The sequence below is a fragment of the Stenotrophomonas sp. PS02301 genome (assembly GCF_029959485.1).
Classification (GTDB): Bacteria; Pseudomonadota; Gammaproteobacteria; order Xanthomonadales; family Xanthomonadaceae; genus Stenotrophomonas; species Stenotrophomonas maltophilia_Z.
On the sequence record NZ_JASCOO010000099.1, the window covers coordinates 1 to 15334 of the forward strand.

14 protein-coding genes are annotated in these 15334 nt (G+C 67.0%); 11 read left to right on the top strand and 3 right to left on the bottom strand.

Annotated elements, in window-relative coordinates; all coding sequences use genetic code 11:
* Positions 1 to 217 precede the first annotated feature (217 nt).
* The 3 genes from QMX81_RS17670 to cysS form a co-directional block, all read right to left on the bottom strand.
* Positions 218 to 1471: an MFS transporter gene (locus QMX81_RS17670; protein WP_121038206.1), complete on the bottom strand. Its 1254-nt coding sequence runs from the start codon at positions 1469 to 1471 to the stop codon at positions 218 to 220.
* Positions 1468 to 1908 carry a SufE family protein gene (locus QMX81_RS17675; protein ID WP_282263428.1) on the bottom strand — a complete coding sequence of 147 codons (441 nt, stop codon included), beginning with the start codon at positions 1906 to 1908 and terminating at the stop codon, positions 1468 to 1470. The genes QMX81_RS17670 and QMX81_RS17675 overlap by 4 nt, the downstream gene beginning before the upstream one ends.
* A 150-nt stretch (positions 1909 to 2058) precedes the next feature.
* Positions 2059 to 3426, bottom strand: a complete 1368-nt coding sequence (cysS, locus tag QMX81_RS17680; RefSeq protein WP_282263429.1) for a cysteine--tRNA ligase — start codon at positions 3424 to 3426, stop codon at positions 2059 to 2061.
* A 255-nt stretch (positions 3427 to 3681) separates the two neighbouring features.
* Here cysS and QMX81_RS17685 point away from each other — a divergent pair, with 255 nt between their 5' ends.
* The 11 genes from QMX81_RS17685 to QMX81_RS17735 all read left to right on the top strand — a co-directional run bounded on the left by QMX81_RS17685 (position 3682) and on the right by QMX81_RS17735 (position 15263).
* Positions 3682 to 4254 carry a hypothetical protein gene (locus QMX81_RS17685; protein ID WP_282263430.1) on the top strand — a complete coding sequence of 191 codons (573 nt, stop codon included), beginning with the start codon at positions 3682 to 3684 and terminating at the stop codon, positions 4252 to 4254.
* A 360-nt stretch (positions 4255 to 4614) separates the two neighbouring features.
* The gene (locus QMX81_RS17690) at positions 4615 to 5625 is read left to right on the top strand and encodes an N-acetylornithine carbamoyltransferase (protein WP_123730719.1); all 1011 of its coding nucleotides are present in this window, start codon (positions 4615 to 4617) and stop codon (positions 5623 to 5625) included.
* 92 nt (positions 5626 to 5717) lie between these two features.
* Positions 5718 to 6911, top strand: a complete 1194-nt coding sequence (locus QMX81_RS17695; RefSeq protein WP_121038191.1) for an argininosuccinate synthase — start codon at positions 5718 to 5720, stop codon at positions 6909 to 6911.
* A gap of 148 nt (positions 6912 to 7059) precedes the next feature.
* Positions 7060 to 8148 (top strand): acetylornithine deacetylase, encoded by a 1089-nt coding sequence (locus tag QMX81_RS17700; RefSeq protein WP_282263431.1) that lies wholly within the window; start codon positions 7060 to 7062, stop codon positions 8146 to 8148.
* A 73-nt stretch (positions 8149 to 8221) separates the two neighbouring features.
* On the top strand, positions 8222 to 9547 hold the full coding sequence (locus tag QMX81_RS17705) for an acetylglutamate kinase (protein WP_183073675.1): 1326 nt from the start codon (positions 8222 to 8224) through the stop codon (positions 9545 to 9547).
* Between the two features lie 5 nt (positions 9548 to 9552).
* On the top strand, positions 9553 to 10152 hold the full coding sequence (locus QMX81_RS17710) for a GNAT family protein (RefSeq protein WP_259261505.1): 600 nt from the start codon (positions 9553 to 9555) through the stop codon (positions 10150 to 10152).
* Positions 10149 to 11102, top strand: coding sequence for an N-acetyl-gamma-glutamyl-phosphate reductase (gene argC, locus QMX81_RS17715; RefSeq protein WP_282263432.1), 954 nt, complete (start codon positions 10149 to 10151; stop codon positions 11100 to 11102). Before QMX81_RS17710 ends, argC begins: the two co-directional genes overlap by 4 nt.
* 75 nt (positions 11103 to 11177) lie before the next feature.
* Positions 11178 to 12473 carry an argininosuccinate lyase gene (gene argH / locus QMX81_RS17720; protein WP_152152728.1) on the top strand — a complete coding sequence of 432 codons (1296 nt, stop codon included), beginning with the start codon at positions 11178 to 11180 and terminating at the stop codon, positions 12471 to 12473.
* A 69-nt stretch (positions 12474 to 12542) separates the two neighbouring features.
* Entirely contained in the window at positions 12543 to 12803 is a 261-nt protein-coding gene (locus QMX81_RS17725; RefSeq protein ID WP_282263435.1) for a YciI family protein, read from the top strand.
* 13 nt (positions 12804 to 12816) lie between these two features.
* Entirely contained in the window at positions 12817 to 13965 is a 1149-nt protein-coding gene (gene proB / locus QMX81_RS17730) for a glutamate 5-kinase (RefSeq protein WP_282263436.1), read from the top strand.
* Between the two features lie 35 nt (positions 13966 to 14000).
* Positions 14001 to 15263 (top strand): glutamate-5-semialdehyde dehydrogenase, encoded by a 1263-nt coding sequence (locus tag QMX81_RS17735; RefSeq protein ID WP_282263438.1) that lies wholly within the window; start codon positions 14001 to 14003, stop codon positions 15261 to 15263.
* The last annotated feature ends 71 nt before the right edge of the window (positions 15264 to 15334 follow it).

A 15334-nucleotide genomic window follows, 5' to 3' on the forward strand; every position in this document is an offset into this window, starting at 1 on the left:
GTGCAGGACCGTGTGCGGCATGGATGCCGCACTACGAGCCCCCATGGATGGGTTCACGGCGGGTCCTGCACTGCGCTGCCCGGCCGCCCAATCCCAGGAACAAGCAGGCGCTCAACCAACGGCGTAGCAACCCAACCGCGCAGCGCCGGCCAACCAGCGCGGCCTCCAGCTAGGCAGCCAAGCCGCCCGTCAGTCGGCTGGCTGGCTGGCCAAATGCTCAATGCAGATCGCGCAGATTCAACCGTCGCAGCGTCGGATTCTTCCAGGCCGTAATGCCCGCCACGCTCAACACCGCAAAGCCACCCAGCACCACCGCCGGGACCAGCCCCAACAGCTTGGCCATCGTGCCCGCATAGAACGCACCCAGCTCATTGGACGAGCTGATGAAAATGCCATTGATCGACGACACCCGACCACGCATCTCCTCCGGCGTCGCCAACTGCAGAATCGTCGAACGCACCACCACCGACACACCGTCGAACGCACCGTAGAACAACAGGATCGCCGCCGACAGCCAGAAATTCGACGACAGCCCGAAGCCGATCACGCACAGGCCAAAGCCGGCCACCGCGAACAACAGCACACGCCCCGCATTGCGCTGCAGCGGCCGACGCGCCAGCCACAGCCCCACGCACACCGAACCCAGCGCCGGCGCCGCACGCAGCACGCCCAGCCCCTCCGGCCCGTGATGCAGGATCTCGTGCAGGAACGCCGGCAGCATCGCCACCACGCCGCCGAGCAACACCGAAAACATGTCCAGCGCCATCGCTCCGACCATGATCTTGTTGCCCAGCACGAACCGGCCGCCCTCGGCGATGCTCTTGAAGATCGGCGCCGCCGGGCCCGTGTGCACCGGCTCGGAGACGCGCAGCGCCGCCAGGCAGCCCAGCGCGATCAGCGACACGCCTACCGCCACGCCATAGGCCACGCCCTTGCCGCCCCACGCCACCAGCGCACCGCCCAGGGCCGGCCCGAGCACCATGCCGGCCTGGAAGACGACCGCGCCAAGGCCGGCTCCGCGTGCGTACTGCGTGCGCTCCAGCACGCGGGCGAACAGAGCGTTGTAGATCGGCGAGAGGAACGCGCGGACCATGCCGGTCAGCGCGATCGCCGCATAGATCGGCCACACTCCGTGGAACGGCAGCCAGCCCTGGGCGACCGCGGTCAACACCAGTGCGGTCATCACCAGCCCGCTGCAGGCGACCATGCCCAGCCGGCGGCGGGGCAGGTGGTCGACCAGGTAGCCGGCAAACGGCGCCACGCAGAAGAACGGCAGCACCTCGGCCAGGCCGACCAGGCCCAGCGAGAACGGATTGCGGGTGACCTCGTAGATATGCCAGCCGACCGTCACCGCGACGATCTGGTAGGAGAGCATCGCGAAGATGCGGTACGCCAGCACCAGCGAAAAGCCCGGGCGGGCCAGCAGCTGCAGGGCGCTGTCCGGCTCCTGCGGATCGGCGGAGAGCGTCACGACTGCGCTTGGGCAGTGTCGCGGATGAAGGCCAGCATCGCCGCGACGCCGTTGCTGCGGGTCGGCGACAGGTGGCGCGACAGCCCGATGTCCTGGATGTAGCTCGGCTCGGTGGCCAGGATGTCGGCCGCCGAACGGCCCGAGTAGACGCGCAGGGCCAGGTAGATGAGCCCGGAGACGATCGCCGAATCACTGATGGCGTGGAAGCGCAGCGCCTCGGCATTGCCGTCCGGCACGATCCAGACCATGGACTGGCAGCCGAGCAGGCGATGTTCCTCGGTTTTCCACGCTTCCGGGAAGGGGGGCAGTTTGCGGCCGAGGTCGATCAAGTACTGATAACGCTCGGACCAGTCACCGAAGAAGGCGAATTCCTCGGCGATGGCTGCCTGGGCTTCAGCAGCGGTGGGTTCGAGCGGGAACGGGGAGGTGGGGGTCATGGGGGCTCCGGGTCGGTGTTCGCCGTCCGTGGGTGACCGTGCAGTTGCGGGGGGAGGCAGCCCGGCCGTCCGTGGCCGGGGCGATGTCATGGCAATGCCCAGTGGATCGGGCGGTGTCGGATAGCGCCCGACGGTCAGCCGGGCGGTCGTTCAGCGCTTGCGCGACCAGCGCACGCCTTGGGCGGTGTCTTCCAGCACGATGCCCTCGGCGGCCAACTGGTCGCGGATCGCATCGGCGCGGGCGAAGTCGCGGGCCTGCTTGACAGCGGCGCGTTCATCGATCAGGGCCTGGATCGCCGCATCGTCGTCGTTGCCGCCTGCGGTGCCAAACCAGGCCGCGGGATCCTGCTGCAGCAGGCCCAGCGCCAGGCCGGCACCGAGCAGCGCGGACTTCCAGTGCGCCTTGTCGGCGTCGGCAGCCTTGCGTGCCTCACCGGCGATACGGGCCAGCTCGGCCAGTGCCTGTGGGGTGTTGAGGTCGTCATCCAGCGCGGCCTCGATCTCGGCCGGAATCACCGCAGCGGCGTCCACCCCGACCAGATCGCGCAGGGTGCCGTACAGGCGGTCCAGGGTGCGCACCGACTGCTCGATCAGCGCATCGGACCAGTCCAGCGGCTGCCGGTAGTGGGCCGACAGCAAGGCATAGCGCAGCGCCTCGGGGGCATGCTGGCGGACCAGATCGTGCACGCGCTCGATGTTGCCGATCGACTTGCTCATCTTGGCGCCGCCGAAGTTGAGCATGCCGTTGTGCAGCCAGAACCGGGCGAAGGTCTGCCCGCCGTGCGCACACTCGCTCTGGGCGATCTCGTTCTCGTGGTGCGGGAACTGCAGGTCCACGCCGCCGGCATGGATATCGATGGTCGGCCCCAGGTGCGCGGCGGCCATCGCCGAGCACTCGATGTGCCAGCCCGGGCGGCCACGGCCCCAGGGCGACTCCCAGCCGGGCAGGTCGTCGCTGGAGGGCTTCCAGAGCACGAAATCGCCCGGGTCGCGCTTGTACGGGGCGACATCCACGCGCGCACCGGCCAGCATCTCGTCAGGGTCACGGCGCGAGAGCTTGCCGTAGTCGGCGTAGGAGCTCACCGAGAACAGCACGTGGCCTTCGGCCGCATAGGCATGCCCGTTGGCGATCAGCTGCTCGATCATCGTCACGATCTGCGGGATATGCGCGGTGGCTTCCGGCTCGATGTCCGGCGGCACCACGCCCAGCGCGGCCATGTCCTCGCGGTAGGCGGCGGCGAAACGGTCGGTGATGGTGCTGATCGGGACGTGCTGCTCGCGCGCGGCCGTGTTGATCTTGTCATCCACGTCGGTGATGTTGCGGGCATAGCGCAGGCCGCCGAAGCGGCGGCGCAGCAGGTCGGCCAGTACCCCGAACACCACCGGCCCACGGGCATTGCCGATGTGGACGTAGTTGTAGACCGTGGGGCCACACACATACAGGGTCGGACAGGTCGGATCGAGCGGGGTGAACGGTTCGAGCTGGCGTGTCAGGTTGTTGTGCAGGCGCAGGGTCATGAGGGTCGGGAGCGGGGGTAAGCGGTCGATTTTAGAACGTGTCGGGGGCTTTGGGGGGATGTGGGCAGGGCAGGCAGGCGACCCCGGCCGCCGGCGGTGTGGCTGAAGGCTTCAGGGGTTCCGTCCCGTCGTGGCGGGCTTCCGGCCCCGCAGGTGGGGTCGGCCTATGGGCAGAAACGTCACGGAAGGGTAATGTTCAGCCCCTTGTGCTTGCCACTGCCTAAACTATCCCTCTTGTCCTTTTCCTTGTTGCCAATGAAATCCGCTTCGTTGTTGACGCTGGTCTGCCTGCTCGGAAGTGCCGCCTTCGGGGCGTGCGCCCAGGAGGGTGAGGTGCGCAACCGGGTGGTGATCGTGGAGAACGTCAAGTTCGACTACGCCCAGGTGCTCAACGTCGAGCCGGTCTTCCAGACCCTGCGCGCCACCCGCACTGAAGAGCACTGCGAGCCGGTCTCCACCCGCACGCTCGCGCCGGTCAATGTCACCGGCGAGGAGCCGCAGGAAGACAAGGGCCGCTTCGGCCGCTTCATGGATTCGGTGCGCTCGATCTTCCGCCGGGAAGACGGCAGTACCGACGAGAGCGGCTACGCCGAGACGGTGGTGGTCGAGGCCACGCCGGCCAACACCGGGCCGCTGTTGACCCGGGATTGCAAGATCATCCCGGTCGGCCGTGAGTTCCGCCGCCCGATCGCCTACGACGTGGACTACGTCTACAAGGGCACCAAGTACCGGTCACGCCTGCCGGAAGACCCAGGCAACCGCCTCAAGATCCGGGTCTCTATCACCCCGTGGGTGGGCAACGAGCAGGCCGGTGGCGCCAACCCGTGACACCTCCCGTCGCCTCACGGGCGACGCCTTCAACCTGAATTTCCATTCAGGCCTTGCACCCGCCCCGGGTGCATGCAAAGATGGGCGGCCATGAAACTCACCGACTTCCAGCACGACACCAGCGCCGCCCGTATGGCTACGGGCATGACGTCGCGTGCCCGCCGACCGGAACCCCACATTTTCGCTGGGTAACCGGAGCTTCGTGCTGCCTGTTTGTAAAACCCAGCCCCCGCGCTGGGTTTTTTCGTTTCTACGATCTGAAAAGTTTCATCTGTATACGTTTTGTTGAGCCCTGAACGCGCCCCGGCGCCCCCAACCTCTGCCGGAAACGGTGGAAAACCAGCCGCAAAGGATCGATCGATGTCCCTGAAGCACTTCCTGAACACCCAGGATTGGAGCCGCACCGACCTGGATGCCCTGTTGACCCAGGCCGCGTTGTTCAAGCGCAACAAACTGGGCGACGAGCTCAAGGGCAAGTCGATTGCCCTGGTGTTCTTCAATCCCTCCATGCGCACCCGCACCAGCTTCGAGCTGGGCGCGTTCCAGCTGGGCGGCCACGCGATCGTGCTGCAGCCGGGCAAAGACGCCTGGCCGATCGAGTTCAACCTGGGCTCGGTGATGGACGGGGACACCGAGGAACACATCGCCGAAGTGGCCAAAGTGCTGGGCCGCTATGTGGACCTGATCGGCGTGCGTGCCTTCCCGAAGTTCATCGACTGGACCAAGGACCGCGAGGACGAAGTGCTCAAGAGCTTCGCCAAGTACTCGCCGGTGCCGGTGATCAACATGGAAACCATCACCCACCCGTGCCAGGAACTGGCCCACGTGATGGCCCTGCAGGAACACTTCGGCACCCAGGACCTGCGCGGCAAGAAGTATGTGCTGACCTGGACCTATCACCCCAAGCCGCTGAACACCGCGGTGGCCAACTCGGCGCTGACCATCGCCACCCGCATGGGCATGGACGTGACCCTGCTGTGCCCGACCCCGGATTACATCCTGGATGAGCGCTACATGGGCTGGGCCGAGCAGAACGTCGCCGAGAGCGGCGGTTCGCTGCAGGTCAGCCATGACATCGCCAGTGCCTACGCCGGCGCGGACGTGGTGTACGCCAAGAGCTGGGGCGCGCTGCCGTTCTTCGGCAACTGGGAACCGGAAAAGCCGATCCGCGATCAGTACAAGCACTTCATCGTCGACGAAGCCAAGATGGCGCTCACCAACAACGGTGTCTTCAGCCACTGCCTGCCGCTGCGTCGCAACGTGAAAGCGACCGACGGCGTGATGGATTCGGCGCAGTGCATCGCGATCGACGAAGCCGAAAACCGCCTGCATGTGCAGAAGGCGATCATGTCGGCATTGATCGGCCGCTGATCGAACGCATCCAATGGTGCAGCCACGCATGGCGTGGCTCTACCCGCACCAACCCAGATTCTTACCGCATTCCCCTATTGGACCTGACCCCCATGAGCAACAAAGACATCGTCCTGGCCTTCTCCGGCGGACTCGACACCAGCTTCTGCGTGCCTTACCTGCAGGAGCGCGGCTACAACGTGCACACCGTGTTCGCCGATACCGGCGGCGTGGATGACGAAGAGCGCGATTTCATCGAGCAGCGTGCCGCCGAGCTGGGCGTCACCAGCCACGTCACCGTCGATGGTGGCCCGGCGATCTGGAGTGGTTTCGTCAAGCCGTTCGTGTGGGCCGGCGAAGGCTACCAGGGCCAGTACCCGCTGCTGGTCTCCGATCGCTACCTGATCGTGGATGCCGCGCTCAAGCGCGCCGCCGAGCTGGGCACCAACATCATCGCCCACGGCTGCACCGGCATGGGCAACGACCAGGTCCGTTTCGATCTGGCCGTGAAGGCACTGGGCGATTACCAGATCGTCGCGCCGATCCGTGAGATCCAGAAGGAACACACCCAGACCCGCGCCTATGAGCAGAAGTACCTGGAAGAGCGTGGCTTCGGCGTGCGTGCCAAGCAGCAGGCCTACACCATCAACGAGAACCTGCTCGGCCTGACCATGTCCGGCGGCGAGATCGACCGTTGGGAAGCCCCGGGCGAGGGTGCCCGCGGCTGGTGCGCCCCGCGCAGCGAATGGCCGGTCGAGCCGCTCACCGTGACCCTGACGTTCGTCGAAGGCGAAGCGGTCGAGCTGGATGGCAAGGCGCTGCCGGGTGAGCAGATCCTGGCCAAGCTCAACAAGCTGTTCGCCCCGTACGGCGTCGGCCGTGGCGTCTACACCGGTGACACCGTGATCGGCCTGAAGGGCCGCATCGTGTTTGAAGCGCCGGGCCTGGTCTCGCTGCTGGCCGCGCACCGTGCGCTGGAAGATGCGGTGCTGACCAAGCAGCAGAACCGCTTCAAGCCGGACGTGGCACGCAAGTGGGTGGAGCTGGTGTACGAAGGCTTCTACCACGACCCGCTCAAGACCGACATCGAGGCCTTCCTGAAGTCCTCGCAGACCAAGGTCAACGGTGAAGTGGTGCTGGAGACCCGCGGTGGCCGTGTGGATGCCGTGGCCGTGAAGTCGCCGCACCTGCTCAACGCCAAGGGCGCCACCTATGCGCAGTCGGCGGACTGGGGCGTGGAAGAAGCCGAAGGCTTCATCAAGCTGTTCGGCATGAGCTCGACGCTTTACGCGCAAGTCAATCGCTGAGCGATTGAATTGCGCGCGCGTCTCCCGCGCATTCTTCCTCAACCCCGCGCCGTTGGCGCGCCCCCTTGAACACCAAGGGGGCTCTCCACCAGACGCATTCCGGTAGCGCCTGGCCATGCCCGGCGGAATTCCACAGGATTGTTGATTCATGCTTGAACAGACACTCGATCACCTGCAGCAGCTTGTGTCGTTCGACACGCGCAATCCGCCGCGTGCGATCACCACTGGCGGCATCTTCGATTACCTGCGTGCGAACCTGCCCGGGTTCAATGTGGAGGTGATCGACCATGGCGACGGTGCAGTCAGCCTGTATGCGGTGCGTGGCACCCCGAAGTATCTGTTCAACGTGCACCTGGATACCGTGCCGGATTCGCCGCATTGGACGGCCGATCCGCACGTGATGCGGCGCGCCGAGGACCGCGTGATCGGACTGGGCGTGTGCGACATCAAGGGCGCCGCGGCGGCGTTGGTGGCGGCTGCGAACGCCAGCGATGGCGACGCCGCGTTTCTGTTCTCCAGCGACGAGGAGGCCAACGACCCGCGTTGCATCGCCGCGTTCCTCGCCCGTGGCATTGCGTATGAAGCGGTGCTGGTGGCCGAGCCGACGATGAGCGAAGCGGTACTCGCGCACCGTGGCATCAGCTCGGTGCTGATGCAGTTCAAGGGCCGCGCCGGGCATGCCTCGGGCAAGCAGGATGCGGCCGCCAGCGCACTGCATCAGGCGATGCGCTGGGGCAACCGCGCGTTGGACCATGTCGAGTCGTTGTCGCATGCGCGCTTCGGCGGGCTCACCGGCCTGCGCTTCAACATCGGGCGCGTGGAAGGCGGCATCAAGGCCAACATGATCGCGCCCGCCGCCGAGGTGCGCTTCGGCTTCCGCCCGCTGCCGTCGATGGATATCGATGCGCTGCTGGCCACCTTTGCCGGTTTCGCCGAACCGGAGGCCGCGGTGTTCACCGAGACCTTCCGTGGGCCCAGCTTCCCGGCCGGCGATATTGCCGAAGCAGAAAACCGCCGGCTGGCCGCGCGTGACGTGGCCGATGCGCTGGATATCCCGATCGGCAACGCGGTGGATTTCTGGACCGAGGCTTCGCTGTTCTCGGCCGGGGGTTACACCACGCTGGTGTACGGCCCGGGCGACATCGCCCAGGCCCACACCGCCGATGAGTTCGTGACACTGGAGCAGCTGCAGCGTTACGCCGCGTCCGTGCACCGCATCATTGCGCACGGCGCCTGATCGAATGACGCCGTCGTGGTCCCCCACTGACGGAACTCCCATCGCGGCCCCGGCCGCCTGCGACGATATCGAAATGCCTTCTTCCCAGCCCCACCGCCAGACCCGTCAGACCATCGTGCGCCTGCTCTCGAGCATGGCCAGCGCGAAGGAAATCAGCCAGTACCTCAAGCGTTTCTCGCAGCTGGACGCCAAACGCTTCGCCGTGGTCAAAGTCGGCGGCGCGGTGCTGCGCGATGACCTGGAGGCGCTGACCTCCTCGCTGTCGTTCCTGCAGGAAGTCGGCCTGACCCCGATCGTGCTGCATGGCGCCGGCCCGCAGCTGGATGCCGAACTGTCGGCGGCCGGCATCGAGAAGCAGACCGTCAACGGCCTGCGCGTGACCTCGGCCGAAGGCCTGGCGATCGTGCGCCGGGTGTTCCAGGCCTCCAATCTGCAGCTGGTCGAAGCCCTGCAGCAGAACGGCGCACGCGCGACCTCGATCACCGGCGGCGTGTTCGAAGCCGAGTACCTGGACCAGGACACCTACGGCCTGGTCGGTGAGGTCAAGAAGGTCAACCTGGCCCCGATCGAAGCCAGCCTGCGTGCCGGCTCGATCCCGGTGATCACCAGCCTGGGCGAAACCCGCTGCGGGCAGATCCTCAACGTCAACGCCGATTTCGCCGCCAATGAGCTGGTGCAGGAACTGCAGCCCTACAAGATCATCTTCCTGACCGGCACCGGCGGCCTGCTTGATGAAGAGGGCAAGGTGATCGATTCGATCAACCTGTCCACCGAGTACGACCAGCTGATGCAGCAGCCGTGGATCCATGGCGGCATGCGGGTCAAGATCGAGCAGATCAAGGACCTGCTCGATCGCCTGCCGCTGGAATCGTCGGTGTCGATCACCCGCCCGGCGGACCTGGCCAAGGAGCTGTTCACCCACAAGGGCTCGGGCACGCTGGTGCGCAAGGGCGAGAAGGTGCTGCGCGCCACCGCGTGGGATGCGCTCGATCTGCCGCGCCTGAAGCAGCTGATCGAATCCAGCTTCGGCCGTACCCTGGTGCCGGACTACTTCCAGAAAACCAAGCTGCTGCGCGCCTACGTGAGCGAGAACTATCGCACCGCGGTGATCCTTACCGACGAGCCCGAAGGCGTCTACCTGGACAAGTTCGCGGTGCTCGATGACGCGCAGGGCGAAGGCCTTGGCCGCGCGGTCTGGAATGTCATGCTGGACGAAACCCCACAGCTGTTCTGGCGCTCGCGCAACGGCAACCCGATCAATCACTTCTATTACGCGCAATCCGATGGCTGCTACAAGCAGGGCCACTGGAAAGTGTTCTGGTTCGGCGCCGATGGCTTCGACCGCATCAAAGCGTACGTCGAGCATTGCGCCGCACGCACCCCCAGCCTGGAGGGCTGAACCTCATGAATCTCGCCGATTGGACCAAGGTCCCCACACTGGCCGGCACACACGCCCGGCTGGAGCCGCTGCAGATGGCGCACATCGATGGCCTGCGCGGTGCACTGGGGGATGGCACCTTGTCCAAGCTCTGGTACACCCAGGTGCCGAGTGCGAAGACCATGACCGCCTATGTCCAGGCCGCGCTTCAGGCGCAGGCCGAGGGCAAGGTGCTGCCGTTCGCGGTCCTCAACGAGGCCGATGAAGTGGTCGGCACCACCCGCTACTACGATCTGGACGCCGAGGTGCCGCGCCTGAGCATCGGCTACACCTGGTATGGCGAGGCCGCCCAGCGCACCGGCATCAACACCGAGACCAAGCTGATGCTGCTCACCCACGCCTTCGAGCGGCTGGAATGCCTGAGCGTGGTGTTCGAGACCAGCTGGTTCAACCTTACCTCGCGCACCGCGATCGCACGGTTGGGCGCCAAGCAGGACGGCGTGCTGCGCAACCACAAGCGCCACCCGGATGGCACCCCGCGCGATACCGTCATCTTCTCCATCATCGATGCGGAATGGCAGGGGGTGAAACGCCACCTGCAGCACCGCCTGGACGCACACGCATGAGCACCGAGACCTTCACTGTCGGCATCGTCGGCGCCCGCGGCCACACCGGCGCCGAGCTGATCAAACTGATCGCCGCCCACCCGCACCTGCAGCTGGGCTTCGTGTCCTCGCGCGAACTGGCTGGCCAGCGCGTGAGCGACCACCACAGCGATTGGCACGGTGAACTGCAGTTCGAGAACCTGGATGCGGATGCTGTCGCCGCCAAGGGCATGGACGCCGTGATCCTGGCGTTGCCCAATGGCCTGTCCGCGCCGTTCGTCACCGCGCTGGATGCGGCCAGGCCGGACACGGTGACCGTCGATCTGTCGGCCGATCACCGCTTCGAGCCGAGCTGGTATTACGGCCTGCCGGAGCTGACCCGGGGCGACTACCTGGGCCAGAAGCACATCAGCAACCCGGGCTGCTACGCCACCGCGATGCAGCTGGCGATCAGCCCGCTGCTGCAGCAGCTGGCCGGCCCGCCGCAGTGCTTTGGTGTTTCCGGCTACTCCGGCGCGGGCACCACGCCCTCGGACAAGAACAATCCCGAACTGCTGCGCGACAACCTGATGCCGTATGCGCTGACCAACCATGTGCACGAGCGCGAAGTCACCGCGCACCTGCGCGTGCCGGTGGAGTTCATGCCGCATGTGGCGCCGCACTTCCGCGGCATCACCATGACCGTGAACCTGTGGCTCAACACGGTCGTCAAGCGCGAGGACGTGATCGCGCTCTACCAGAAGTACTACGCCAACGAAGCGTTGGTCGACGTGATCGACGAAGCGCCCTGGGTAAGCCAGATTGCGGGCCGGCACGGCGTGCAGATCGGCGGCTTCGACGTCGCCCCGGGCGGCAAGCGCGTCGTGGTGGTGGCGACCCTGGACAACCTGCTCAAGGGCGCGGCCACCCAGGCGATGCAGAACCTCAACCTGGCACTGGGCCTGGACGAACTGGCCTCTATCCCGCACTGAATTCCCACGGCGCAGCGCGGCCCCCTGCGCGCGCCCTGACAACCCGGCGGAGCGATTCCGCCTACGGAGCAAGACATGGCAGACCTTCTGTGGCAGAAGCCCGGCGTGGCGGTAGACGCCAAGATCCAGACTTTCCTGGCCGGCGATGATGTGATCCTGGACCGCGCGTTCTTCCTGTACGACGTGGCGGCCAGCAAGGCGCATGCGCAGGGCCTGGAGAACATCGGCATCCTCGCCCACGACGAACGCGTCGGCCTGCAGCGCGAGTTGGACGTGCTGGCCGAGGATTTCCGCAGTGGCGCGTTCGTGCTGGATGAGCGCTTCGAGGATTGCCACTCGGCGATCGAAGCGCGCCTGACCGAGCGCCTCGGCGATGCCGGCCGCAAGATCCACACCGGGCGCAGCCGCAACGACCAGATCCTGGTGGCGACCCGGCTGTGGCTGAAGGACAAGCTGCTGCGCGTGGCCGAGCTGAGCCGCGAGATCGCCAAGGTCGCGCTGGATCGCGCCGAGGCCGAAAAAGACCTGCCGGTGCCGGGCTATACCCACATCCAGCGCGCCGTGGTGTCCTCGGCGGGCATGTGGTGGGCCGGCTGGGCCGAAGCCTTCATCGACAACGCGATCCGCGCGCACGACACCTTCACCCTGGTCGATGCCAATCCGCTCGGCACGGCCGCCGGTTATGGCGTGAACCTGCCGCTGGACCGCGCGCACACCACCGAGGCACTCGGCTTCGCGCGGATGCAGATCTCGCCGATCTACGCGCAGCTCTCGCGCGGCAAGTTCGAGCTGGCCGCACTGGAAGCGCTTGGCGGCGCCACCCTGGATCTGCGCCGCATCGCATGGGACCTGTCGCTGTTCACCAGCGGCGAGTTCGGCTTTGTCGCGCTGCCCGCGCAGTACACCACCGGCAGTTCGATCATGCCGAACAAGCGCAACCCGGACGTGATCGAACTGATGCGTGCCACCCACGCCAGCGTGGCCGCGGCCCGCACCGAGATCGAGCAGCTGCTGTCGCTGCCGTCGGGCTATCACCGCGATCTGCAGAGCAGCAAGGGCGCGATCTTCCATGGCTTCGGCCGCGGTCTGGCCGCGCTGGAACTGCTGCCGGCGCTGCTGGCCAACCTGGAATGGCGCGATGACAAGCTGCGTGCGGCGATCGACTCGGGCATGTACGCCACCGATGTCGCCGTGGAAGCGGCGGTGGCCGGTGTGCCGTTCCGCGAGGCCTACAAGGCCGCCGCCGCGGCGGCGGATACGGCCGGGCAGGGGCGGACCCCCGAAGGCAGCCTGGCCGCGCGCGTGTCGCCCGGCGCGGCCGCCGACCTGCGGCTGGATGAACTGCGCGCCCGCTGGGCCGCACTGGTGTAATCACGACGGCGGCCGCAAGGCCGCCGTTTTTGTAACGTCTTGCCGGGCGAGCCCGGGAAAAGGATCCACATGAAAACCTGTTACCTGGTGATGGTCACCCGCACGCCGGACTTCCGCGATGACGTGGGTGCCGCGCACGTGCGCTTTCTCGATGCGGTGCGGGCCCGCGGGCAGCTGCTGCTGACCGGGGGCTTCACCGACAAGAGCGGTGGCGCCTACGTGCTGCAGGACATCGCCGACCTGGCCGCCGCGCAGGCGCTGGTCGACACCGATCCGCTGCTGGTGCACGGCAGTGCCACCGCCCGTATCCACGAATGGAGCACGCGCTGAGCGCGCCGATCACATGAACCAGTCCGTGCCTTCGCCGTTTACCGAACAAGCCGTTCCGCAGTGGAAACGTGCCGTCCTCAAAGTGGGCAGCAGCCTGCTGGCCGCTGACGGCGGCGGTCTCTCGCCCCGCCACGCACTGGGGCTGGCCCAGTTCGTCTCGGCCAATGTCCTGGCCGGGCGTGAAGTGGTGATCGTGTCCTCCGGCGCGGTCGCCGCTGGCCGGGCGATCGTGCCGCGCGCGCTGGAAGCCGGGGCGGCGATGGCCGCACGGCAGGCACTGGCCGCGCTGGGCCAGGCGCAGCTGATCGGGCTGTGGCAGCGCTTCTTCGAACGTCCGGTGGCGCAGGTGCTGCTGACCCATGACGACCTGCGCAACCGCCGCCGCTACCTCAATGCCCGGGCCACGCTCAACGAACTGCTGCGGCTGGGCGCGCTGCCGGTGGTCAACGAGAACGACACCGTCTCGGTGGATGAGCTCAAGCTCGGCGACAACGACAATCTCGCGGCGACCGTCGCTGCGCTGATCGACGCCGATGTGCTGTTCATCGCCACCGATATCGACGGCCTGTACAGCGCCGACCCGCGGCGTGATCCGCAGGCGCGGCCGATCCACGATGTGTCCGAGCTGACCGTCGAGGTGCTGGCGATGGCCGGGGGGGCCGGCAGCGGCGCGGGCACCGGCGGCATGCATACCAAGCTGGAGGCCGCAGCCAAGGCCGGGCGTGTCGGCATCGAGACCTGCCTGTTCAACGGGCGCAGCGCCGAGGTGGTGCGCGCGCTCAGCCAGGGCCGCCTCTTCGGCACCCGCATCCATGCCGCGCAGACCCGCGTGGCCGCGCGCAAATACTGGCTGCGGCACGCACCGCTGGAACCGGGCGCGATCCTGGTCGATACCGGTGCGGCCGATGCGCTGCGTGGCAAGGGCGCCTCGCTGCTGCCCGGCGGCGTGGTCGGTGCCGAGGGTGACTTCCGCCGCGGTGACATGGTCGAGATCCGGCAACGCACCGAGGCCGGCGAGGTCTGCCTGGCCCGTGGCGTCAGCCAGTACTCGGCCAGCGACATCCGCCGCGTCGCCGGGCGCCACTCGCGCGACATCGAAAGCGTGCTCGGTTACAACTACGGTGGCAACGTCATCCACCGTGACGATCTGGTGCTGTTGTGATTGCGTCCCCACCGTGTTTTTTCAAGGATATTGAGATGGTCGCCAGCTCCACTACCGACATCCGCACCCAGGCGCTGGCCTGCCGCGAGGCTGCCCAGCAACTCGCTCAGCTGTCCTCCGCCGCCAAGGCCGAACTGCTGGAGGCCATGGCCACCGCGCTGGACGCCGATACCGATGCGATTCTCGCCGCCAACGCCCGCGATCTTGCTGCGGCCACGGAGAAGGGCGTGGGCACGGCGATGCTGGATCGCCTGGCCTTGAACCCGCCGCGTCTGGCCGGTATCGCCGCCGCCCTGCGCGAGGTCGCCGCATTGCCCGATCCGGTCGGCCAGGTAACCCGCGATGATGTGCGCCCCAATGGCATCCGCGTTCAGAAAGTGCGCGTACCGCTGGGCGTCATCGCGATGATCTACGAGGCGCGCCCCAACGTGACCGCCGATGCGGCAGCGCTGTGCATCAAGGCCGGCAACGGCGTGATCCTGCGCGGCGGCTCGGAGGCGATCCACTCCAACACCGCGATTGCCGCCTCGCTCAAGCGCGCGCTGCGCGAGGCCGGCATTGCCGATGCAGCACTGACGCTGGTCGAGGATCTGCGCCGCGAGACCATGCTGGCGCTGCTGCAGCTCAACGACCTGATCGACCTGGCGATTCCACGCGGTGGGGAAGGGTTGATCCGCTTCGTGGCCGAGCATGCCCGCGTACCGGTGATCAAGCATTACAAGGGCGTCTGCCATCTGTACGTGGACCGCGCCGCCGATCCTGCACTGGCGCTGCGCCTGCTGGTGGATGGCAAGTGCAGCCGGCCGTCGGCCTGCAACTCGCTGGAGACGCTGCTGGTCCATACCGACCTCGCGCCGACCTTCCTGCCCTTGGCGGCGAAAGCGCTGGCCGAGCGTGGGGTGCAGCTACGCGCCGATGCGGTGGCACGCCAGTGGCTGCCCGATGCAGAGGCAGCCAGCGAAGACGATTACGCCGCCGAGTATCTGGATCTGATCCTCGCCGTGCGCGTGGTGGACGACCTCGACCACGCCCTCGCGCATATCCAGCAGTACAGCTCGGACCACACCGAAGTGATCGCGACCGAGGATGCCGCGGCGGCGGAGCGCTTCGTGCACGCGTTGCGCTCAGCGGTGGTGATGGTCAACGCCTCCTCGCGCTTCTCCGATGGTGGCGAGCTCGGCCTGGGTGCGGAGATCGGCATCTCCACCACCCGCCTGCATGCCTACGGCCCGATGGGACTGGAAGCGCTCACCGTGGAGCGCTTCGTCGTCCGCGGCGAAGGCCAGACACGCACGTAATCGGTCGTGCCGGCCCGCCGCCCGCCCGCGCCGCAAACCGCCCCCCCCTCCCCGGTCACCCCCACCCGCCC